At 40.0% G+C, this 24,896-nt stretch carries 16 protein-coding genes and 2 pseudogenes; 14 read left to right on the top strand and 4 right to left on the bottom strand.

The features are described 5' to 3' along the window. Window positions 1–277: 277 nt before the first annotated feature. Window positions 278–6,136, top strand: coding sequence for a Spy0128 family protein (locus tag IGI92_RS16145; protein WP_430607496.1), 5,859 nt, complete (start codon window positions 278–280; stop codon window positions 6,134–6,136). An 81-nt stretch (window positions 6,137–6,217) separates the two neighbouring features. Here IGI92_RS16145 and IGI92_RS16140 read toward each other — a convergent pair whose 3' ends face one another. Continuing rightward, the gene (locus IGI92_RS16140; protein ID WP_430607494.1) at window positions 6,218–6,889 is read right to left on the bottom strand and encodes a prepilin peptidase; all 672 of its coding nucleotides are present in this window, start codon (window positions 6,887–6,889) and stop codon (window positions 6,218–6,220) included. Window positions 6,890–7,014: 125 nt separating this feature from the next. Between IGI92_RS16140 and IGI92_RS16135 the strand changes: the two genes are divergently transcribed. After that, on the top strand, window positions 7,015–7,503 hold the full coding sequence (locus IGI92_RS16135; RefSeq protein WP_005230382.1) for a Dps family protein: 489 nt from the start codon (window positions 7,015–7,017) through the stop codon (window positions 7,501–7,503). Between the two features lie 40 nt (window positions 7,504–7,543). Here the strand turns inward: IGI92_RS16135 and argH are convergent, their stop codons facing one another. Continuing rightward, window positions 7,544–8,923, bottom strand: coding sequence for an argininosuccinate lyase (argH, locus tag IGI92_RS16130; RefSeq protein WP_430607493.1), 1,380 nt, complete (start codon window positions 8,921–8,923; stop codon window positions 7,544–7,546). A gap of 54 nt (window positions 8,924–8,977) precedes the next feature. After that, window positions 8,978–10,192: an argininosuccinate synthase gene (locus tag IGI92_RS16125; RefSeq protein ID WP_005233014.1), complete on the bottom strand. Its 1,215-nt coding sequence runs from the start codon at window positions 10,190–10,192 to the stop codon at window positions 8,978–8,980. 406 nt (window positions 10,193–10,598) lie between these two features. Here IGI92_RS16125 and rplM point away from each other — a divergent pair, with 406 nt between their 5' ends. From rplM to IGI92_RS16085, 8 genes and pseudogenes are all read left to right on the top strand, one after another. After that, window positions 10,599–11,045 (top strand): 50S ribosomal protein L13, encoded by a 447-nt coding sequence (gene rplM / locus IGI92_RS16120; RefSeq protein ID WP_301280258.1) that lies wholly within the window; start codon window positions 10,599–10,601, stop codon window positions 11,043–11,045. Between the two features lie 15 nt (window positions 11,046–11,060). Continuing rightward, the gene (gene rpsI, locus IGI92_RS16115) at window positions 11,061–11,453 is read left to right on the top strand and encodes a 30S ribosomal protein S9 (RefSeq protein WP_003128901.1); all 393 of its coding nucleotides are present in this window, start codon (window positions 11,061–11,063) and stop codon (window positions 11,451–11,453) included. Window positions 11,454–11,829: 376 nt separating this feature from the next. Beyond that, window positions 11,830–12,051: a hypothetical protein gene (locus IGI92_RS16110; protein WP_430607490.1), complete on the top strand. Its 222-nt coding sequence runs from the start codon at window positions 11,830–11,832 to the stop codon at window positions 12,049–12,051. 79 nt (window positions 12,052–12,130) lie between these two features. Beyond that, the gene (locus IGI92_RS16105) at window positions 12,131–13,654 is read left to right on the top strand and encodes a type I restriction-modification system subunit M (protein WP_430607488.1); all 1,524 of its coding nucleotides are present in this window, start codon (window positions 12,131–12,133) and stop codon (window positions 13,652–13,654) included. Then, window positions 13,644–14,822 (top strand): restriction endonuclease subunit S, encoded by a 1,179-nt coding sequence (locus IGI92_RS16100; RefSeq protein ID WP_430607486.1) that lies wholly within the window; start codon window positions 13,644–13,646, stop codon window positions 14,820–14,822. Before IGI92_RS16105 ends, IGI92_RS16100 begins: the two co-directional genes overlap by 11 nt. 3 nt (window positions 14,823–14,825) lie before the next feature. Further along, window positions 14,826–17,903: a type I restriction endonuclease subunit R gene (locus IGI92_RS16095; RefSeq protein ID WP_430607485.1), complete on the top strand. Its 3,078-nt coding sequence runs from the start codon at window positions 14,826–14,828 to the stop codon at window positions 17,901–17,903. 251 nt (window positions 17,904–18,154) lie between these two features. Next, a pseudogene (rpsI, locus tag IGI92_RS16090) lies at window positions 18,155–18,271 on the top strand (30S ribosomal protein S9); the annotation flags it as partial. A gap of 363 nt (window positions 18,272–18,634) precedes the next feature. Next, entirely contained in the window at window positions 18,635–18,868 is a 234-nt protein-coding gene (locus IGI92_RS16085; protein WP_016621137.1) for a helix-turn-helix domain-containing protein, read from the top strand. On the opposite strand, the pseudogene IGI92_RS16080 reads toward IGI92_RS16085, so the two are convergent. Next, a pseudogene (locus tag IGI92_RS16080) lies at window positions 18,851–18,979 on the bottom strand (helix-turn-helix transcriptional regulator); the annotation flags it as partial. The gene IGI92_RS16085 and the pseudogene IGI92_RS16080 overlap by 18 nt on opposite strands. A gap of 632 nt (window positions 18,980–19,611) precedes the next feature. Between IGI92_RS16080 and IGI92_RS16075 the strand changes: the two are divergent. The 4 genes from IGI92_RS16075 (at window position 19,612) to IGI92_RS16060 (ending at window position 24,887) form a co-directional block, all read left to right on the top strand. After that, window positions 19,612–21,570, top strand: coding sequence for an alpha-glucuronidase (locus tag IGI92_RS16075; RefSeq protein ID WP_430607481.1), 1,959 nt, complete (start codon window positions 19,612–19,614; stop codon window positions 21,568–21,570). 139 nt (window positions 21,571–21,709) lie between these two features. Next, entirely contained in the window at window positions 21,710–23,032 is a 1,323-nt protein-coding gene (locus tag IGI92_RS16070) for an ABC transporter substrate-binding protein (RefSeq protein WP_315044097.1), read from the top strand. Window positions 23,033–23,126: 94 nt separating this feature from the next. Then, window positions 23,127–24,011 (top strand): carbohydrate ABC transporter permease, encoded by an 885-nt coding sequence (locus tag IGI92_RS16065; protein WP_016621141.1) that lies wholly within the window; start codon window positions 23,127–23,129, stop codon window positions 24,009–24,011. Then, complete coding sequence (locus IGI92_RS16060) at window positions 24,012–24,887, top strand: carbohydrate ABC transporter permease (protein WP_016621142.1); 876 nt, start codon at window positions 24,012–24,014, stop codon at window positions 24,885–24,887. Window positions 24,888–24,896 lie beyond the last annotated feature (9 nt).

Below are 24,896 nucleotides of genomic sequence, written 5' to 3'. Positions count from 1 at the left end.
TTTTAAGTAAATAGTATCACGTTTTTACATGTATTCAAAAAAATTGCGTGTTGTATTTTTTTTGAATACATCCCACCCCAAAATTTTGGGAAAATAGAAGTGTGGAATAGTAGTAATACGTTTGATACAAGTAGCAAAGACCAAAATTTTTGAATCATGGGGAGGAGGCAAAAAGCAGTTGTTTGTTGGGATATCTTGCTCACTGTTGAACAATGTTATTCGTCGAGCGTTTCCGAGATCAATTGAAAAAATTTAAATAAAAAAGGAATGAACAATTATGAAAAAACAATTTTCTATCTATATATGTTTGCTAGTCTTGCTTGGCTCCATTTTTTGTGAACCAACGATCATACTAGCAGAAGCAATCAACGCAACCGAAAGTACCGAAAGAACGACTGAAACGCTGGAAAGTACCGAGCCTGAGACGGGAACGATCGATACGGAAAAAGCACCTACGGATTCATCGACAGCGGGAGCAGTTCAGTCAGAAACGATTCAAGCAGAAGAAGAACAAGCAACCGTCCCTAGTGAAAGTCAAGCAACCCAAGCATCTTCGACACTGAATCAAAACAGCATTCAACCCCGAGCACCAGATACTGAGGCGGAAACGGAAGCTTCTACTACCGCTGAGAATCTTAGTGCCAACCTAAACGAACGGGGAGTACAACTTTTTGACAATGTCCGAATTACTGACTTAAACGATCAACCCTTCACTGCCGAAAATCCACCGATGTATAACGGCAACATCAAAATTCATTTTGACTGGTCGTTAGCAGATACGGAAGAAATTCGCGCTGGCGATTATTATACGTATCAATTACCGGAATATTTTGCTATTCATAACACCGTTAGCGGCGAATTGACCCGTTCTGGCGGGCAATCGATCGGAACCTTTACCTTAGCACTCGATGGCACGTTGACTGTTACTTTTAACGAAGCGGCACAAACACTTTCCAACCGCTCAGGGACTATCGATCTAATTACGGAATTAAGTGTGAGCACTGTCACCGAAGAAGTGACGATTCATACTGGGATCTACGATGAAGATGGCCATGAGATCATCATTACATTGCCTATTTATGAAGTCGACATCATTAAGACTGGTAACGTGACTTCCGGCGGTTCAGTGGTTTGGGAAATTATTTTTAACCAAACCAGTCGAGAATTACATGATGTGGTGATCACCGATAAAATGCCTCAAGGTTTGTCTTATAGTACTTCGACAGGCTACTTGTACGATGAAGACACCGAGGAGTGGATTCGTACTGATGGCTTATATACCTATAACAGCGTCAACAATACCTTTACCTTCAATCAAACGGTTAATCAACCTGTTCGAATCGTCATCAATAGTGTAGTCACCGATCCAACGGCTTCTTCTTTCAAAAACACGGCAACAATCAACGGCAGCGATTTTACAGAAAAAACCGCAGAAGCAACGGTTACTTACGATGAACAATCGGAATACAAACGGTTCAAAGGCTATGATCAAGAGACGAAACGAGCATCATGGGAAGTTTCCGTCTCATTGGACAAAGACCAAGCCCAATTTTTTGATCAGACCTATGCAGGATCGGATCCTGAAAAAGCCCTGCACTTCTTTGTGCCAGAGAGTTTGGTGATCACCGATAAAGACGGCAACCCGATTTCTTCAGAGGATTGGTCTTTTGATGAAACGTACGAGCGGAAAAAAGAGGGGGAAATCGTACGCTTTAGCATCACGTTTGCTAAAGCTGGCTATTACAAGATCCAATACGATACTCAGTTGTATGAATCGGTTTTAGCCGATACCCGTATTTACAACTACGCTTCGGTCCGCGACAATCAAAATAGCTCGTTGACGGGTAGTGGGACAGTGACACCAACCAAAATGATCGGTGTCGTCAAAACAGGCGGTACCAAAGATTATGAGACAAAAACCGTCCCATGGAAAATTGAAGCCAACACCAATCAACAAAAAGTCAGTGACCTGATCATCGAAGATCGCTATCAATTGATCTCTGGCGCAAACAGCAGCGCATTAACTTTGTTGGCAGATACGTTAGTAGTGACGGCCAGCGGCGTGACCGAGCCTTTAGAGCTCAATAACGACTATACGCTGGAGCTGATCACAGAAACGAAAACATTGACGGACGGATCAACAAAGGAACTTGAGACTGGTTTTCGCATCAAGCTGCAAGGAGCGTACCAAACGACTTCAGCCACGATCACTGCCAACTTCAAAACCAGCTTCGATATCTCACAGCATCTCGCACTAGGAAGTTCTAGCACCCGTTTTAGCAACGCAGCGTTTGTCTATTACACAGACGAAGCCGGCAATGAATTCACGGAAGCTTCTGAAACCAACACATGGCTGGACGCCAACTGGGTAAAAAATGCCTTGAAATACGGACTATTTATTGGTGAAGGCGAAGATGTCGCCAAAGCGATTACCGCCGTATTTGGTCGGAACTTAGGAACTATTTTTGATGAGCAGACCGCTTCCAGCGATCAAGTCTATTGGATGGGGCTATTCAATACGTACAAAGAAAAAATCAACAAAGATGCAGTCATCACTGACCAGCTGCAAGAAGGCCAAACCTTGAAAGACCTGGCGCTTTACACGGTCACAGTAAGTGGATATACGACGCAAGTCAGAGCACTAAAAGAGCAATTGGTGCTAAACGAGGATTACAGTTACACCTATGACCCTGACACGAAGACAGTTACGATCACCTTGCTGAAAGAAACGTCAGAAACACTGGCGGTCTTCTTGGCAACGGAAGCAGCGGAAGAAGTATTTACCTACAAAAATACTATTACATTGACGGACAATGACACAACGTTGACTGCCGATGGCCAAGTCGACAAGTCTGCGAAAACGGATTGGTTGATGAAAAATGGTAGCCAGAATGCCGACAACAATCGGTTGATCGATTGGGAAATCATGATCAATGCTGATAGCCGCAAAATCCACAATGCGGTAGTGACCGATACCATCAACTACAATCAACACACCTTTTTACGAGATGCCGACGATGCCGTGATCGTAGATGTGTATGAAGCGGTCTTAAACAATGGTACGTGGGAAAAAGGAGAAAAAGTCACCTTCACCAACGAAGACAATCCGAAAATCACCTCGGATGTGGTAGCAGGGACGCAATCGTTAGTGATCGCTTTTGAAGAAATGATTGATAAACCATACTTTATCGTTTATCAAACACAACTTGACCCCGGGATTTTGAACAATGAACGGGTGACCAACAATGTCAATTTGACGGGTAGTGAGATCGAGATTCACACAGTAACCAAAGAAATCACCATCAAATCGACAGATGGCAGCGGAACGTCTTCTGGGACGAACGGTTCCTTGACGATCGTGAAATACGATGCCGATGGCACCAAAGAACGAGGGATCGATGAAGAAGCGGTTTTCCAATTAAGCCGCAAAAATGCACAAAATACCTATGAAGTCATCTTGTCGAACCTGGTGGTTAAAAACAATCAGATCATGGAAAACGGCAACGCCATTGATCGGATCGACAATCTGCGTTACGGCGATTATATGATCCAAGAAATCACCGCACCGGAAGGATACGAACGAGATGCGACTCAGTACACCTTCACTATTTCTGATAAGCAAGTCAATTATGTCTTTGAACTAGCCAACAAGCGGGAAATCAAAGAAACGACCCACGCCTTGAATGTTCAGAAGCTGCTTGATGGGCGCGAGCTAAAAGACGGCGAATTTACGTTCCAACTAGTGGATGAAACTGGCTCTGTGATTTTAACACAAACCAATGATGGCAACGGTCAAGTTGCCTTTGACGCCATCACTTACAATGAGCCTGGCGAATACCATTACACGATTCGGGAAAAAGCCGGCGATGATCCAACCATCACCTATAGCGACAAAGAACTAAAGGTAACCGTGACCGTCACTGAAGAAGATAGCCAGTTGATTGCGAAAGCAGTCTATGAAGGCAATCAAGTCTTCGAAAATGACTATACGCCAAAAGCCGGTAGTGTCGTTTTGAATGCTGAGAAAGTGCTGATCGGTCGTGATTTGAAAGCAGAAGAATTTGACTTCGAATTAGTCAATGAAGCAGGAACTGTACTTCAAACAAAAGCCAATGATGCAACTGGCAAGATCTACTTTGACGCTCTCGCATATGATGAAGCAGGCGAATACCACTACACCATTCGCGAGAAAGCAGGAACTGACGGCACCATCACTTACGATGCAAAAGAACTAGCGGTAGTTGTGACCGTGACGGATGAAGATGGACAGTTGACCGCAGTTGCGGAATATGAAGGCAACCAAGTCTTTGAAAATGACTATACGCCAAAAGACGGCGGAGTGGTGCTGAATGCTGAGAAAGTATTGACCGGCCGCACGCTGGAAGCCAACGAATTTGCCTTTGAACTGGTAGATGAAGAAGGCAACGTACTCCAAACAAAAGCCAATGACGCAACCGGACAAATCTACTTCGATGAATTAATGTATGACAAAGACGGCGAATACCGCTACACGATTCGAGAAAAAGCTGACGCAGATAGTACCATTACCTATGACATGAAAGAAATTGGCGTTGTCGTGAAAGTAACCGATGAAGACGGGCAACTAGTGGCAAAAGCAACGTATGATGGCAATGCGATCTTTGAAAACGACTATCAACCAAAAGCTGGTAGTGTCGTACTGAGTGCCGAAAAAGTCTTGATCGGTCGTACGGTACAAGCAAATGAATTCGATTTTGAACTAGTCGATGAAGATGGAACTGTTCTTCAAACAAAAGCCAATGATGCAACCGGACAAATCTACTTTGACGCTCTCGCCTATGAGGAAGCTGGCGAATACCGCTATACCATCCGTGAGCAAGCAGGAACTGACGGCACCATCACTTACGATACGAGAGAACTGGCAGTAGTCGTTACCGTCACTGATGAAGACGGACAGTTGACCGCAGTTGCCGAATACGAAGGCAACCAAGTCTTTGGAAACAGCTATCAACCAAAAGCTGGCAGTGTCGTATTGAGTGCCGAGAAAGTCTTAACCGGCCGCACATTACAAGCAAATGAGTTTAATTTTGAACTAGTGGATGAAGACGGAACTGTACTTCAAACAAAAGCCAACGACGCCACTGGCAAGATCTACTTTGATGCTCTTTCTTACGAAGAAACAGGTGAGTACCACTACACCATTCGTGAGAAAATAGACAGCGATGGCACTATCACGTACGATACAAAAGAACTAGCGGTAGTCGTGACCGTCACCGATGAAGATGGACAGTTGACCGCCGTAGCGGAATATAAAGGCAATCAAGTCTTTGAAAACAGCTATCAACCAAAGGCTGGTAGTGTCGTATTGAATGCCGAGAAAGTCTTAACCGGCCGTACCTTACAAGCAAACGAATTCGACTTTGAACTAGTCGATGAAGCTGGAACTATTCTTCAAACAAAAGCCAACGATGCAACCGGCCAAATCTACTTTGATGCTCTCACATATGATGAAACAGGTGAGTACCACTACACCATTCGTGAGAAAACAGGAACTGACGGTACCATCACCTACGATGCAAAAGAACTGGCAGTAGTCGTAACGGTCACCGATGAAGCTGGACAGTTGACCGCAGTGGCGGAATACGAAGGCGATCAAGTCTTTGAAAACAGCTACCAACCACAAGCTGGCAGTGTCGTACTAAGTGCCAAGAAAGTCTTGACGGGTAGAGACTTGCAAGCCAACGAATTCGCATTTGAATTAGTGGATGAAGCTGGAAAGGTTCTGCAAACCCAACGCAATGACGCAAATGGAACGATTACCTTTGATGTATTGACGTATGACGATGCTGGGGAACATCGTTACACGATTCGTGAAAAAGCTGGCAATGACGCAACGATCATCTATGATGAAACCACCTATCAAGTAACGGTCACAGTCAAAGATCAAGCAGGAAAATTAGTGGCTGAAGCGGAACAAACGGCAGAGATGGTATTCAACAACCGTGTCAAAGAAGGCAAAACAACGAAGCCGGGCACTGGCAATTTACCGAAAACCAATGACACCACGACCGCTGGTTGGGTCGTCTTGGGACTGTTGTTAGTAGTGATCGCAGTAGGCATCTACCTTGATCGCAAAAAACGGACGCCGTTATCATAGGCAGGGGAAGCAACAGAGCAGAAAGAGAAAGCGGGATGAGGCCAACTTGTCCCGCTTTTTCCTGCCCTATTTTTCTTCACTTCAAAGAAAAAAAGCGTCAAAAGTATGAAACGCTAGGAAGCGAACAATCAGCAAACCAAGACTCAAGAAGGGGACGAAGGGCAACTGCGCCAATCGTTTCTTCCAAATGCCTTGATAGCTAAAAAAAGCGAGGAGCCCAAGACTACTGGCTACCAGTAAGAGGGCCAAAAGGGTCGTCGGCGTTAGCCAAATACTCCAACCTGCCAGCACTAAGAGATCGCCACCGCCCATTCTTTCCTGCCAGACAAAAAAGACCAGTGGAACCAGCAAGCCTAAAGACAGCCATTGAAAAGAAGCGCCGCTCCTAAGCTGTGCCAGCGCTAGCAGTAGGTGGGCGGGGTACAGCAGTTGCGGGTAGACGCTATAGTCTATCAAGTCGGTCAAGCTGAGTAAAAAGGCACTGGTCAGCCAGACAAAAGCCAGGAAGCTTTGGGAATCATGAAAGGCAACCACGCAAAGTCCGCCATAGCACAAGCAGACGATGGCCCAATAAAGCAGGGGTAAAAGCCATCTTGTAGGAAGGCGAAAAAACCAATGGTTACCCGAAACTTTGTTCACCTTCTGGTAATGAGAACGAGAATCACTTTTTAGTGGATTCCAAAACAGGGTATGTAAGAGCAAAAGCCAAAAGAAGCCGAGTAAAGCGCCTAAAAAAAACACGAAAATCGTCATTTTTCGTACCCCCTTATAAAGAAATACGTAAGAGAGTGAGAAATTTTCTCAAATAGATGATTTTGTTGTACTTTTTATTTGTTTCGTATTATCCTTAAAATAGATAATTTAGAGGAGGAATCGTTATGAAATTTGAACAAACAAAAGAAGTATTAAACCAACTTGTTGCTGATTTAAGCCAAATGGCTATGGTCGTTCACCAAACACACTGGTACATGCGTGGACCTGGCTTTTTGACATTGCATCCAATGATGGACGAATTCATGGATGATTTAAATGAGCAATTGGATGAAGTTTCTGAACGCTTGATTACATTAGACGGTTCACCATATTCAACTTTGCGTGAAATGGCTGAACACACTCAAATCCCTGATGAAGTGGGTAACTGGGACCGCACGATTCCAGAACGCTTAGCTACATTGGTGGAAGGTTACCGTTACTTAGCGGACTTATACCAAAAAGGGATCGAAGTATCTGGTGAAGAAGGCGACGATCCAACCCAAGATATCTTCATCGGCTTCAAAACAGCCATCGAAAAACGTATTTGGATGATCCAAGCGCACTTAGGCGAAGCGCCATTGATCGATCCAGCGAAATCTCGCGTACGTCATTAATCAACAAAAAACCAGCGAAGAATTTTCTTCGCTGGTTTTTTTACTTGCCTGCCAATAATGCTTTAGCGGCTTCAATTTGCTGTGCCACTTGATCAAAACCGGTGCCGCCATAAGAATGGCGATTTTTGACGGCGGTATAGGAATCAAGTTTTTCAAAAATATCGCTGTCGATGGCAGGATGGATCGCTTGGTATTCTTCCAAGGAAACATCTTGCAGATAGATACCTTTGCTTAAACACTCGCTGACGAGTTTGCCGACGATCTCATGGGCTTGTCTGAAAGGCACGCCTTTGCCAGCTAAGTAATCCGCTAATTCTGTTGCGTTGGAAAAATCCTTTTCAGTAGATTCTTGCATCCGTGCTTGATTGACCTTCATCGTTGCGATCATGCCCGTCATGATCTGCAAGCTTTTCGTGATGGTTTCGGCACTGTCAAACATGCCTTCTTTGTCTTCTTGGAAATCTTTGTTGTACGCCAGCGGCAAGCCCTTCATGACCGTCAAAAGACCAAAGAGGTTCCCATAGACACGTCCTGTTTTTCCACGGATCAGCTCCGCCATGTCAGGGTTTTTCTTTTGAGGCATGATGGAGCTGCCGGTGGAGAAGGTATCGGTCAGTTCCACGAATTGGTACTCGTGGCTGCACCAAAGAATCAGCTCTTCACAAAAACGAGACAGATGCATCATCAATAAAGAGGCATTGCTTAAAAATTCCAAGATAAAATCACGATCGCTGACCGCATCTAGGCTGTTGCTGTAAATATTGCTGAACCCTAACTCTTGAGCGGTGAAGGCGCGATCGATGGGGAAGGTAGTTCCTGCCAAAGCGGCACTGCCTAAAGGCATCACATCGATGCGGCTCAAACTCTCACTGAAACGCTCTTGGTCACGTGTCAGCATACTGTAATAGGCTAAGAGGTGATGGGCAAAAGAAATCGGCTGTGCATGCTGGAGATGGGTATAACCGGGCATGATGGTGTAGATGTTGGCTTCGGCTTGTAAAACCAGCGCTTCTCGCAATTCAGCGATCAAAGTGATCACCTCTTGCACGACTTCTTTCAAATACAAATGCATATCGGTCGCCACTTGGTCATTACGACTACGGGCAGTATGCAATTTGCCTGCCACTGGTCCAATCAATTCATGCAAGAATGTCTCGATGTTTAAATGGATGTCCTCATTTTCAATCGTGAAGGTCAACTCGCCAGCGGCTAATTGCTGATGAATCGTGGTCAAGCCGTCAATGATCGCTTCGCCATCGGGTTGACTGATGATGCCCGTATGGACCAGCATTTTGACATGGGCCAAACTGCCAAGAATGTCTTGCTTTGCTAACTTTTGATCAAACGTGATGGAAGCCCCAAAAGCATCGATCCATGCTTCATTTTTCCCATCGAAACGTCCGCCCCATAATTTTGCCATATTCTCACCTCAAAAAAAGATTACGGCTGAAGCGGCAGCTTCAGCCGTGCATACTTAAATCAATGTTTCTGTTAGTTGCTGTTGTGCTTGGATCTCAGCGTGCACTTTGCTTGGCAGTCCCCATAATTTGATGAAGCCGATGGCCGCATGCTGATCAAAGGTATCTGCAGAAGTATACGTTGCTAAGTTTTCATCGTACAGGCTGTTTTCAGATTTCCGTCCTTCACAAATGACGTTGCCTTTGAACAATTTCAAACGCACGATCCCGTTGACGTAGACTTGCGTGCTTTTCAGGAAGGTAATCAAGGCTTCCGTCAATGGATTGAACCATAAGCCGTCATAGATGACTTGGGCTAATTGCTGCTCGATGATTGGTTTGAAATGCGCCAATTCCCGGACAAAGACCAAATCTTCCAATTCTTTATGAGCCGTCATCAAAGCGATCGCTCCTGGACATTCATAAACTTCCCGTGATTTGATCCCCACCAGACGATTTTCAATATGGTCGATCCGACCAACGCCATGCTCGCCAGCCATCCGGTTCAGTTTCATGATCAATTCTGCTAGATTCATCGTTTCGCCATCAATGGCGGTCGGTACCCCTTGATCAAAGGTGATCTCAACGATCGTCGGTACGTCAGGAGTATCTTCTAATTCTTGCGTGATGGCGTAGGCTCCTTTTGGCGGTGTTGCCCAAGGGTCTTCTAAGACGCCGCACTCACAAGCACGTCCCCACAAGTTTTGATCGATGGAATACGGATTGTCCAAGTCAGCGGGAATCGGCACCCCTTTTTCAGCCGCATAGGCAATCTCTTCTTCTCGGGACCATTTCCATTCCCGAACCGGTGCGATGACTTTCAAGTGAGGCGCTAAAGCAGCGATCGCCACTTCAAACCGAACTTGGTCGTTGCCTTTACCAGTACAGCCATGGGCGACGGTCGTTGCGCCAGTCGCTAATGCCAACTCCACCAATTTCTTGGCGATCAATGGACGAGACAAAGCGGAAACAAGAGGATAAGAATTTTCATAAAAAGTATTGCCTTGTAAAGCGATCAAAGCAAAATCTTGGGCGAATTCTTCGCGGGCATCGATGGCATAAGATTCAATCGCGCCAACTGCCAAAGCTTTGTCTTTAATGGATTGCGTGTCGCGACCTTCACCGATGTCTAGGCAGCAAGCCACCACATCATATCCTTGGTCCGTTAACCATTTAATTGAAACGGAGGTATCTAATCCTCCAGAATAGGCCAATATTACTTTTTCTTTCATACTTATTAACTCCTTTTCCGCGTGTTTTCAAGTGATTGAAGCTATCTTATCAGAATAAAAATAATAAATCAAGGGAAAAATTAAATATTTATACATAAAAATGGTGATTATCAGGTTTTTATACTATTATCGGTGATTGAGGAGAAGAAGCGGATGCTCACTTTTTTAATGAAAGTTTATACACGATATTCATAAATCTATTCAGTTTTAGAATCCTGCAACAACAAGTTTCGTTTTTCAGAGAAAATGGCAGAAAACGAATGGAGAAAATTTTCAAAAAGAGGCGGAATTACGTTGACATTAGGCTTTATAGAAGGTATTATGTTATATGGTATTGTTTGCCCCACAAGAGCCCCGGAAACTCAAGTGTATGTCAAACATTCGTGAAATTGAATTGGAGGAAAAAATTGTGCGTACAACATATATGGCCAAACCAGGCGAAGTAGAACGTAAATGGTACGTAGTAGATGCAACAGATGTTCCTATGGGTCGTCTTTCAGCAGTAGTAGCATCTGTCTTACGTGGTAAAAATAAACCAACATTCACACCTCATGTGGATACAGGCGATTTCGTAATCGTCATTAATGCAGAAAAAATCAAATTAACAGGTAACAAAGCAAGCGATAAAATTTATTACCGTCACTCAAACTTCCCAGGAGGATTGAAATCAGTCTCTGCTGGAGAATTACGTGCTAAAAATTCTCGTCGTTTGATCGAAACTTCTGTAAAAGGCATGCTTCCTAAAAACACTTTAGGCCGTAAACAAGGAATGAAACTTCATGTTTATGCTGGCGCTGAACACCCACATGCTGCACAACAACCAGAAGTATTGGACATCACAAACTTAATCTAATAGGAGGGAATTTCATTGGCACAAGCTCAATATATCGGCACTGGCCGTCGTAAAAATGCAGTAGCCCGCGTACGTTTAGTACCAGGTACTGGTAAAATTACTGTTAACAAAAAAGATGTTGAAGAATACATCCCACACGCAGACTTGCGTGAAGTAATCAACCAACCATTCGGCGTTACAGAAACTAAAGGTTCATACGATGTTTTTGTAAACGTAAATGGTGGTGGATACGCTGGACAATCAGGTGCAATCCGTCACGGTATCGCACGCGCATTGTTACAAGTTGATCCTGATTTCCGTTTAGCTCTTAAACGTGCTGGCTTACTTACTCGTGACGCACGTATGGTTGAACGTAAAAAACCAGGTCTTAAGAAAGCTCGTAAAGCTTCACAGTTTTCAAAACGTTAATCTTTTTATCGAAGATTTCAAAACACTTCTCGATTTTTCGAGAGGTGTTTTTTTGTCAATTTTGCATAGATCTGCTTAATTATAAAGAGTTTTCATGATGATTCCTCTTTGATATAAAGATCTATCATTACTACAATAAGAACAAAAAAATATACTAGCAGGAGGTATAGTGCTATATGAATATTTAGTTGATCGGTTATATCTGGAAGTCATTCAAGTAACTGTTGGTGATGTAACAATTACTTGAAAATAAATTTTTATAATCCATACAAAACGAAATATCTAGCGTATTTTTAAGTAGGAGAATCAGAGAGAAGTTGCATTCTTGATGTTTCCGGATATAATTGATTAAATGATAAAGGATGATGCATTAAAAATGAATACAAAGCGTACTTACGTGGAAATCGAAAAAGATTTCCATTATTTGAGGAAAAAGAATTATTATCCAAAACAGTATAATGAGAAATTACAAGCACTGATGGATGAGCTAAAAGAAAACTATGATTTTTCAGTTTATACAGAGGAGAATTCTAGAGCAATTGCTTTGCATTATCATATGTCTCAAAAATTTCAAACGGATAAACCCACTCTATTTTGAATGGGTTTTTTGCTGTCCTAAAAATGCTTAAAAGCTGTTATAATAGTAAAGTATGATAATGATTAGGAGGAAGTAAATAATGGTCTCAGAAGAACTTAAAATTGAAGATAAACTGTGGGCAGCTGCAGATAAACTAAGAGGTAGCATGGATGCTTCAGAATATAAAAATGTTGTTTTAGGATTAATATTTTTAAAATATGTTTCAGATAGTTTTGAAGAAAAGTATGCAGAACTAACCAAAGATGAGTATGCGGATCCGGAAGATAAAGATGAATATTTGGCTGATAATATTTTTTGGGTGCCTGCTGAAGCAAGGTGGGAAAAAATCAATCGTGATGCCAAAACACCAAAAATTGGTGAAACGATTGATGAAGCGATGATTGCGATTGAAAAAGAGAATCCATCATTGAAATTAGTACTCCCAAAGAATTATTCAAGGCCCCAATTAGATAAAACTCGTCTAGGAGAAACGGTTGATTTAATTACTAACATTAAAGTAGGAGATTCAGAAAACCGTAAAACTGACACATTAGGAAGAACCTATGAGTATTTTCTTGGTAAGTTTGCCGGTGCTGAAGGTAAAAGCGGCGGTGAATTTTACACACCAAATCCAGTAGTTACTTTGTTGGTTGAAATGTTAGAACCATATTCAGGACGTATTTATGACCCATGTTGTGGGGCAGGAGGGATGTTTGTTCAATCTGAAAAGTTTGTAGAAAATCATCAAGGGAAAATTGGCGATATTTCTGTTTATGGGCAAGAATTTAATCCAACTACATGGCAATTATGTAAAATGAATCTTGCAATTAGAGGAATTGACGGAAATATTGGAACACATAATGCTGATACATTCCAAAATGACCTTCACAAAGGATTAAGAGCAGACTATATTTTAGCTAATCCACCCTTCAATATCAGTGACTGGGGGCAAGAAAAGCTATTAGAAGATTCTCGTTGGAAATATGGATTACCACCAAAAAACAATGCAAACTATGCTTGGATTCAACATATTATATCCAAATTAGCTCCAGAAGGAACGGCAGGCTTTGTATTAGCTAATGGAAGTATGTCTACATCAACAAAAAATGAATATGAAATTCGTAAAAATCTAATCGAAAATGATTTAGTAGAATGTATCGTGACTTTACCAAGTCAAATGTTTTATAACACTCAAATTCCCGCATGTTTATGGTTTGTCACAAAATCTAAAGCCAAAAAAATTGAACGCAATCATCAAGGAGAGATTCTATTCATTGATGCTAGAAATGAAGGTTACATGGCTGATAGGACAACAAAAACTTTTAGTAAAAATGATATTAAAAAAATAGCAGATTCTTACCATGCATGGAAAGGAACAAATGACAAAGAATATGTTGATGTAGCAGGATTTTGTTCATCAGCTTCATTAGATACAGTTAAGGAACAAGACTATATTTTGACTCCTGGTCGTTATGTAGGTTTAGAAGATGAAATAGAAGAGTCTGAGCCATTTGAAGAAAAAATGGAACGATTAACTACATTGTTATCAGAACAATTTATCCAATCTCATCAAATAGAAGAAGATATCCGAAAAGCACTTGGGGGAATTGGATATGAAATTTAAAGAAATTCAGTTAGGGAATTTATTTGAAGCTAAATACGGGAAATCTTTACCTAAAAACCAAAGAAGAGATGGAAGTATTAAGGTTTATGGTTCTGGAGGCATATCCGGATACCACGACACTGCTTTAGTAAAAGGTCCGGGTATTGTGATAGGAAGGAAAGGGACTGTAGGTAGTCTATATTATGAAAAACAAGATTATTTTCCAATAGATACTACGTATTATATTGAAAAAAGTGATAAATATGACTTAAAATATATTTTCTATTTGCTTAATACTTTGAATTTAAACAAAATGAATACACATAGTGCTGTTCCTGGTTTAAATAGGGAAAATTTATATTCATTAATAGCCAAAGTACCTGAAAAAAAATATCAAATAAAAATTAGTGAATTTTTACAACAGCTTGATTCCAAAATTGAAATAAACAATCAAATTATTTTTAACCTTGAAGAACTAGCATCTACATTATTCAAACGATGGTTTGTTGATTTTGATTTTCCTGATGAAAATGGAAATCCATATAAATCAAATAATGGAAAGATGAGCGATAGTGAATTAGGTGAAATTCCTGAAGGATGGAAAATAATAAAATTGTCAGATTTAGTTGTTCAGATAAAAGAAACATTCAATCCAAATAAAACTGAAGTGGAAAAAGTAAATCATTTTAGCATTCCTAATTTTGATTCTAAAAAGTTTCCTGTTATAGAGGATGTAAATACTATTAAAAGTAATAAAACAAAAATAACAGATTTTACAGTGTTATTTTCAAAAATGAATCCAAATTTTGAAAGAGTATGGCTAACAGAACTAAATAAAAGTTATTTAAATGTTTGCTCACCAGAGTTTATAGCATTAGATTGTAAAAATATTAATCTACAAACTTATACTTATTTTTTATGCAAGTCAACCGCATTTAATAGGTTCTTAGTTAATAATGCTACTGGGTCAACAGGCAGTAGACAACGTATAAAACCAAGTATAGCAATGGGGTTTAAATTTGTTGGTGCAGTTGATTTAATTAATAAATATGGTGAAATTTGTTCAGGGATAAGTGAGCAAATTATGAATTTAAGGAATCAAAACGAGAATCTTAAAGAAATGAGAGATGCATTACTACCCAAACTACTATCTGGTGAAATAGAATTGCCAGAAGATGAGGAGGTGTAATTTTTGGCTGAAGAATACCATTTCAATGAAAATGATTTAGAGTTAGTTGCTTTACGTTGGTTAGAAGAAGTGGGCTATACTTCTGTTTCTGCCAAAGAATTAGAAGATAGTGGGATGTCTAAACGGAAAGATTACAAAGAGGTTGTTTTGATAGACCGCCTGAAAGAAGCTCTTGTAACAATTAATCCTGATGTATCAATGGCAGTGATTGATGAAGCTATTAAGACAATTACTGTCCATAAACATCCCGATATGGCAGTCAATAATCAGACTTTCCATAGATACATTACCGATGGTATTGAAATTCCTACACGAGAAGGCAATCGTAATGTTACAAAACGTATTTTATTATTTGATTTTAATGAGCCAAGAAACAATGATTTTTTAGCAGTCAATCAATTTATCGTAGAAGAAGACAATCAACGAAAAAGAACGGATATTATTCTCTTTGTCAATGGATTACCTATTGTGCTGTTTGAATTGAAGAATGCTACGGATGAAGCCGTGGGTATTTCAGACGCTTATAACCAATTACAGACATATAAACAAGAAATCCCTTCATTACTTACATTTAATGAATTTATGGTTGCTAGTGATGGTGTGCAAGCAAAAGTAGGGACTTTATCAAGTAATGAAGAACGTTTCATGGTATGGCGAACGATTGATGGAAAAGTGGAACATGGAACAGCTAGTAGTCAATTAGAAGTGTTAATCAAAGGAATGTGCAATCCAGAAGTTCTACTTGATTTACTTCATCATTTTATCTTGTTTAAAACTGATGGGGATAAAACGATTAAGATTTTAGCGGCTTATCATCAATATCATGCAGTGAATCGTGCAGTAGAAGAAGCAAAACGTGCGGTTAGCACCGAAGGAGACAATAAAATTGGGGTTGTTTGGCACACTCAAGGCTCAGGTAAAAGTCTATCAATGGTTTTTTATACTGGGAAATTGGTGCAAGAATTAGACAATCCCACTGTCGTAGTTTTAACTGATAGAAATGATTTAGATGACCAATTGTTTTTAACGTTTAGTCAATCAAGTGACTTATTACGGCAAACACCAAAACAAGCCAATGATGGGGATGAGTTAAAAGAATTACTGTCTGTCAATGCAGGTGGCATCGTTTTTAGTACCATGCAAAAGTTTGCACCTAAAGAAGGCAATCAAATGGATGTATTAACTGATAGACGAAATGTTATTGTAATGGCAGATGAAGCTCATCGTTCTCAATATGGATTTAGTGCGGATGTGAATGATAAAGATGGCTCAATCAAATACGGGTATGCTAAATACTTACGAGATGCGTTACCTAACGCTTCCTACATTGGTTTTACAGGAACACCTATTTCTAGTGCAGACAAGTCTACAAAAGCTGTGTTTGGGGATTATATAGACGTATATGATATGACCCAAGCGGTAGAAGATGGAGCTACAGTAAAAATCTATTATGAAAGCCGAATCATCCCTGTATCACTTCCTGATGGATTAGATATAGACGATTTAGTAGAAGACATTGTGGAAGGTCAAGAAGATGATGTCACTTCAAAAACAAAAGCAAAATGGAGTCGGATAGAAGCTATCACAGGTTCACAACCTCGATTAGAAAAATTGGCTCAAGATTTTGTGAAACACTTTGAAACAAGACAAGAGGCTTCTTTCGGTAAATCCATGATTGTTACAATGTCTAGAAGAATTGCGATTGATTTATACCAAGAAATAATTAAACTTCGTCCTGATTGGCATTCTGATGATGATGATAAAGGGAAAATTAAGATTGTAATGACAGGTTCAAGTAGTGACCCAGATTATTGGCAACCTTTTATTGGGAATAAGACAAGACGTGATAAATTAGCGAAGCGAATGAAAGATGATTCTGATGAACTTCAAATTGTCATTGTTCGAGATATGTGGTTGACAGGTTTTGATGTTCCGTCTATGAACACGATGTATATTGATAAACCAATGCAAGGTCACAATTTAATGCAAGCAATCGCTCGTGTGAATCGTGTATTTAAAGACAAAACAGGTGGATTGATTGTCGATTATATTGGGATTGCACCGAATTTGAAAAATGCTCTACAAGAATATACACCAAATGACCAAAAACAAGCAGGTATTGATACCCAAGTTGCTGTAAATTTAGTCAAAGAAAAATATGATTTGATTACCAATACGATTTTAGATAAATTCGATTATTCTGATTTCAATTCAACAGATTATACAAAAAAATTACAAGTTATTACAAATGCTGCAAACTATATTTTGGGATTAGATGACGTTGAAGATGTTAAGAGATTTAAAGATTTGGTAACGGAAATCACTCGAGCGTATGCTTTGTGTGTGACAGAGGAAGAAGTTCAACAATACAATGCTGAAATTGCCTTTTTTAAAGCTGTAAAAGTATATTTAATCAAATTGAATTTTGTAGATGGAGTTAAATCTCCTCAACAAATCGATGAAGAACTGAAGCAATTAATTTCTAAGTCTGTTGTAACGGAAGATATCGTGGATATTTACGATTCTCTGGGATTAGAAAAAGCTGAATTGTCTATTTTGTCTGATAAGTTTTTAGAAGAAATTAAAGAAATGCCACAGAAGAATCTTGCTTTACAACTACTTGAAAATTTATTAGCAGGAAAAATAAAGTCTATTCAAAAAACAAATGTTGTTCAAGCAGAAAAATACTCTGAACTATTGAAAAAATCAATAAATAAATACAATACTAGAGGAATTACTTCTGAAATTGCCATTCGTGAATTAATTGAATTGGCAAAAGATATGAAGACAATGAAAGAAGAAGGCGAAGAATTAGGCTTGACAGTTGAGGAAAAAGCTTTTTTTGATGTTATCTCTAAAAGTTCCGATGAAGACGAGCAAATTCTAAAAGATATTGCAATAGGTATTGCTAAAACTATTGAAGAAAATATGACAATTGATTGGACAAAACGTAGTTCTGAGAAAGCTCGGATGAGAGTTGAAATCAAACGTTTTTTGAGAAAAAATAAATTTAAGACAGATTTAGAAACCATTGATTTAGTAATCACGCAAGCAGAGTTAATGGCAGAAAACTTGGTTTAAAGGTAAAAATAGAAAAGCCTTAATTTTAGGCTTTTTTATTTTACCCACGAACATAGAAATTTTTTCATATTTTAATAAATTGGGTCTATTTTATTTTTGAAATGTTATCTAATCCCTTGATACATATGGCTAAACTCCATTTAATTTTTGGGTCTGGATTTTGAAATTTTGAGGTAAATCGAAGAATTTAAGACTGTATTCTAATGTATAAAAGATGGTGATAAAAACCGTCATAAATGTTGATATAAAAGGATTTCCGTCTAGCTCTTAAACGTGCTGGCTTACTTACTCGTGACGCACGTATGGTTGAACGTAAAAAACCAGGTCTTAAGAAAGCTCGTAAAGCTTCACAATCCTCAAAACGTTAATCTTTTTATCGAAGATTCGAGATACTCTCTTTTTAGAGAGTGTCTTTTTTCGTATCTAATGGTAAGTTTGAATAATTTTTCATTATTATTCAGTTCTTTTTACAATCAAATAATTTGATTAATACCTCTAGCATCGATGACCATGATCGAAATTGCTCATGTGTTGTTTATAGCGCATTAATATCTTTTTGAGTAATGGTTTTAATCGGTTGATTCTTCTTTGTCAGGAATTCTTTATTTTCATTTTCCGATGTCATAAGGGTATCTTCTTCTATATTTATAAACTTCATGTCTATACGAACAACAATCTAAAATTATTGTACTATACCATGTTTATATAGACAACACGAGGAGGAAATATAAATGAACGAAAATGAAGGTGATAGAAAAGTGGAAGTGCTAATCAACGATTTATTAGCAGAACGTCAGATGTCTTTAAGAGAACTCGCAAGGTTGTCGGGAATTGAGCCATCAAATTTAAGCAATTTGGCAAATGGAAAAAGACAAAAAATTTATTTAGAACACATTGAAAGGATTGCAGATGCGTTGGAGATTGATGATATCTCGAGGATATTAAAGTTGAGTAGGAATGTCTAATTTCCCTGACTCATAGCGGGAGTAAGTGGTTTGGCTGATATTCAGTAGTTTAGCAAGTTGTTCTTGATTCAAGTCTTTATCTTCGCGTAAGTCGCGAATTCTATGATACACAAAATCACCTCATATGATAATATTAATACGGTCAAAGAGATTACAGCGTAATAACAAATTGTACACACCGATTACACATTATCCATCAAAAAGCATAAGAAAACATCAAAAAACCATAAATCAATTCTGTTATTAAATCATTTCCCTCAGATTTGGTCTTGCTTTCCAAAACGGGTTTCTATACAATAGAGGGGAATAGAAACCGAATAAAAAAAGGCACCCCGTATCAGAGTTGGCGCTCCAATACGAGGCCTTGAAAAGTCAAACACACTGACTAATCAAGTTGCCATAGTCAATACCCTAAGGTATCGACCTGTTTATTGTACCTAATATTCTGTTCTTTTTCTAGTAGGAAAAGCAGATTTTATGGTATTTTATGCAGGATGCCTTATGCTTATTTCGCTATGTCAAAAGGATTGGACAGTCGTCCAATCCTTTTTTTTGTGTTTCAGATGGGGAAGTTAAAATAACAGGTATTGACACATTTCATTTATAAAATAAAGTGTCGGCAAGCCTCGGTTTCTATTCGTCTATCAAATAATCAAAAAGTTCTGAGGAGGGATTCACATAGAAAGTGAAGTTGCTTGGAAACTGCCGGAAGGGATTTTTTAGATAAAAGAGGGGATGAAGCAATGAGAAAGAAAGACGAGTGTTGGCTAAAAAAGCGTGTAGCAACTGATGTAGTTTCGACATATAGTTTCGAGCAGTCGGACCAATTGACGGATACGATCAAACGAGAGATGCAGACATTATTTCCAATGTGCCGCTGTGTGGAAGAGGCAAATGCAGAGTTATATTTCAAAAAGGCAACGGATGCGCTGCTTGGGGATGAAGGATTTGAGATCAGTTATGAGCACAATCAGACAGTCGTTTATGCGAATGCTAGTAAAGGCTGGTTATATGGCTTCTTTGAACTTTACAAGCATGTGATTCGAACCACTGAGTTGCCAGAAAATCTGAGGTCGATTCCCAATCAAGCCATTCGTATGGTCAATCATTGGGATAATTTTGATGGGACGATCGAACGTGGGTACGCTGGAGAATCGATTTTCTTTTCAAACAATCAGTTTCGGCAAGACCATGAAACGGTACGCGTCTATGCGCGTTTCTTAGCTTCCATCGGAATGAATGCGGTTTCTATCAATAACGTGAATGTTCGCGGAGATGCCAAATGGTTTATTACGGAACCGTATTTGATCGAGATTAAAAAGATCGCAGATACATTCGCTGCCTATGGGATTCGGACGTTTTTAAGTATCAACTTTGCGGCACCTTTATCCGTTGGAGGACTAATGACCGCCGATCCGTTAGCTGAGGAAGTTATTGCATTTTGGCAAAAAACAGCAGATACAATCTATCAGGTGATGCCGGATTTTGGTGGGTTTGTAGTCAAAGCTGATTCTGAAGGGGAACCGGGACCGTTTGTTTACGGGCGTGACCATAATGATGGTGCCAATATGCTGGCACGGGCGTTGCAACCCTATGGAGGGCTACTGATATGGCGCTGCTTTGTTTATGACTGTTTACAGGATTGGCGAGATCGTTCAATTGATCGTGCCAAAGCTGCCTACGACCACTTTATGAAATTAGACGGTACGTTTGAGGAAAATGTTATTTTACAGATCAAAAATGGACCGATTGATTTTCAAGTACGAGAACCCGTGACGCCGCTTTTTGGCGCGTTAAAATACACCAATCAAATGTTGGAATTCCAAGTGACGCAAGAGTATACCGGACAACAAAAGCACATTTGCTGCTTACTACAGATGTGGAAAGATGTGCTAGATTTTAATACGAAGCATCCACTTGAACACGCTACAGTAAAGAAGATTCTACCAGAGCAAAGTCCAAATCCTAAATACTCTGGCGTGGCAGCAGTCGTCAATGTCGGCATGGATGATAATTGGACCGGACACAAGCTAGCGCAAGCGAACCTTTTTGGCTATGGCAGATTGATTTGGAACAATGAATTAAGCACGGAAGCTATCCTTTGCGAATGGATCGATTTGTCCTTTGAGTTAGATGATTCTGCTAAAAAACGACTACTTGCAATCCTCGCTACGTCCTATCAGACCTATGAAAATTATACTGCCCCACTAGGTATCGGTTTTATGGTTCGTCCCAATCATCACTATGGGCCTGATGTCGATGGCTACGAATATGATAGATGGGGGACGTATCAATTTGCAGATAGAAAGGGCATTGGCGTCAATCGAACGTTAAAAGACGGCACCGGCTATGTAAGGCAGTATGCGGATGCTTGGTGTGAAACATACGAAAATGTAGAAACTTGCCCAGATGAACTTGTCTTATTTTTCCACCATCTGCCATACGACCATGTCTTACAAAGCGGCAAAACGATCATTCAACACATCTATGACACGCATTTCGAAGGCTATGAAAAAGTAGAGGAATATGTTACCGAGTGGGCTTCCTTACAGGGACAAATCGATGAAGAAAGTTATCAAAACGTCGCCGAACGATTGCAAGATCAAGTTCGTTCTGCTAGAGATTGGCGGGATCAAATCAACACGTATTTTTATCGTAAAAGCGGCATTCCGGATGCATATGGACGTCAAATTTATGCGTAGAAAGAGAATCAGGTGCTAGGTTTCAAAGAAGAAATAGCTCGTTTATATCACTAAGAAAAAAGATTTCAACCAGAAGTAAAATTTTTTGTAATATAAGTTAGTTTATCCAACTTACTAAAAAGAATCAGGAGGAAGAGTGATGAAAAAATGGAAAAAACAATTGATAGTGGTAGGTTCTTTGCTTTCGATATCGTTGGTGTTGGCTGGATGCAATGCTGGGAGAAAAAAGACTGAGACAACGGGGAGTGGTGATCGAGTAGAAATCAGCTTTAGTTGGTGGGGAAATGACGATCGCCACCAGGCAACCCAAGAGATGATCGCTCATTTTGAAAAGGAGCATCCTGAAATTGCAGTAAAAGGAGAGCCGAGCGGCTTTGGCGATTTGGATCAAGCCTTCACGACGAGGTATGCTGGCAATACTTTGGCGGATATCACGACTTTACTCTACAATTGGGTGCCGCAATTCGGACAAAATGACGGGTTTTATGATCTTAATACAATCGATAGTTTGGATCTGTCCACCTATGATCCTGATTTTTTGGCATTCGGACAAGTTGATGGAAAGCAGGTTGCCGTTCCTTATGGGGAAAATACTTTAGTTATGTATTTAAACAAATCCGAATATGAAAGACATGGTATTGATGTCACTATGTTGAAGACGTGGGACGATTATGTGGAAGCCGCTAAGAAGTTACCAGAAGGGACCTTTTGTGTCGTATCCCCAACTTGGCGTTTTCCGGTAACCATTTGGTTGCAACAAAAGACTGGAACGTCTGAGTTTGATGAACAAGGAAATATGAATTGGACAGAACAAGACTATTTAGAAGCGATGACTTGGTATAAGGAAATGGCAGATGCTGGGGTCTTCGTTTCAAGACAAGATTATTTAGAAAATGTCGGCTCAGAACCGGTATCCTTAGCCACCAACAAAAAGTGGATTGAAGGACAATATGCGGGCGGCATCGATTGGAATGCCAGTATGTCTTCTAATTATGAAGCATTGAAAGAAGTAGGGGATGAAATGGTCGTCGTTGACTACCCAATCGCAGAAGGCGGCACCGAGGTGAATTTAATGTCAAAACCTTCACTGCTTTTTGCCGTTCGGAAAAATGTCGAACATCCAGAAGAAGTAGGAACATTTTTAAATGAATTTTTAAATGGCGAGGAAGCAAATAAAATTTTGGGTCTTTCCAGAGGGATTCCTGCTTCAAGCAAAGCGATCGAAGTATTGACGGAAGATGGACAATTATCAGGCGTGATGAAAGAAGGCTTTGAGTACGCCCAAAGTGTCGCAAAAATCAACCAAACACCGTTCTATGAAGATGGTACCTTAACGACTATTTACACTGCAGAAATGGAAGCTGTCGAATTAGGACGAACGGATTTAGAAACAGCTGCTCGCAACGTCTACACGAAAACAAAAGAACAAGCCGAAAAGCTTGCGAAAGACTATAAATTGTAATAGGCAACTATCCGCATGCTTTATGGGAGTGAATGGCTTTTGTTTGCTTCCATGAAGTGTCGTGAATCGTTGTCAAAAAGATTGGAGGGATTTTATGAAAAAGGAAAAAGTGGGCTTGATCTATGTAACCCCTTGGCTGATTGGCTTTTTACTGCTGACCGCTTGGCCGATCTTGTCCTCATTTTATTACTCACTGACCGATTATTCTTTGGCTCGTGTCGGACAGACACCTGCATTTTTAGGCATTCAAAATTATGTGAATCTCTTTAAGGATCAAACGTTTCTTGATTCGATGCGGGCGACATTAATTTATACAGTGTTCACTGTACCTTTTCAACTAGGGTTTGCGTTGTTCGTTGCGTTTATTCTGAATTTCAAATTAAAAGCCATCAATTTCTATCGGACGGCGTATTATATTCCCTCGATTCTAGGAGGAAACGTGGCCGTTGGTGTGCTTTGGCGATCAATGTTTCAACCAGAAGGTTTGGTGAATATTTTTCTAGGAACCGTTGGCATCGAGCCAATTAACTGGTTATCGACACCTACAGGCGCAATGGTCGTCTTGATTCTCTTGAAAGTGTGGCAATTTGGTTCCTCAATGTTGATTTTCTTAGCTGCATTGAAGGAAATCCCCCAGGATTTGTATGAGTCCTCGAGTTTGGACGGCGCATCAAGGGTGACCCAGTTTTTCAAAATTACGATTCCTTTGATCACACCAACCATTTTTTTCAACTTAGTGATGCAACTAAACAATGCCTTTCAAGAATTTAACGGCCCTTTTATTGTCACCGGTCGTGGTCCCCTCAATGCCACGTATCTGTCCTCAATGTTTATTTATGATAAAGCATTTAAAGAATTTGATATGGGCTACGCAAGTGCGGCAAGTTGGGTATTGTTTGCGTTGATTGTTTGTTCAACGGTTCTTCTTTTCACGAGCCAAAAACGATGGGTCTATTATTCTGATGGAGGTGGGAAATAAATGGAGGCAACCCCTATAGCATCTGCAAAAAAGAAGCACTCGAATAAGCATGGTCAAGCACTGATTCGCTATGTTTTGTTGACGGTCGTTGCACTGATTATGCTGTATCCAATTATTTGGATGGTTGGAGCGTCCTTCAAAACGAACACAGAGATTTTCACATCAATCGGCTTCATTCCTTCAACGATTGATTTCCAAGCATATATTGATGGTTGGAACACCAAGGGCGATTATACGTTCACCTTGTATTTTATCAATACCTTTAAATACGTCATTCCAAAGATTCTTTTTACCGTTGTCTCGGCGACTCTTACAGCCTATGGATTTGCTCGGTTTGACTTTCCATTCAAGAAAATCATGTTCTCGTTGTTAATGGCAACGATGTTTTTACCTCAAGTCGTAACCAGAATCCCCTTGTATCTCTTCTGGAATCGCTTGGATCTATTAGATACGTATGTTCCGTTACTGGCCAATTCATTTTTAGGACAAGAACCCTTCTTCGTGTTCATGATGATCCAGTTTATGCGTTCAATTCCACGGGATCTCGATGAAGCAGCGATCGTTGACGGTTGTTCTTCTTTCGGTGTTCTCTGGCGTGTCCTGATTCCGGCATTAAAACCTGCACTGATTTCTTGTGTGATTTTTCAATTCGTTTGGAGTTTCAGTGATTTCTTAGGTCCATTGATTTATATCACTTCACAAGACAAATTCCCAGTATCTCTTGCGTTGCGGCTCAACGTTGATCCATCTACTAATACCCCATGGAATCAAGTGTTTGCAATGTCGGTGATCTCATTATTGCCAGCAATCATCTTATTCTTCAGCGCGCAAAAGTATTTTGTCGAAGGTGTTACAAGTTCGGGTATCAAAGGATAGGAGGTAATT

Origin of the sequence: Enterococcus sp. DIV2379 (genome assembly GCF_050542965.1) — a bacterium.
In the GTDB taxonomy this organism is placed as follows: Bacteria; Bacillota; Bacilli; order Lactobacillales; family Enterococcaceae; genus Enterococcus_D; species Enterococcus_D entomosocium.
This window is presented reverse-complemented; position numbering and strand designations above follow the sequence as displayed.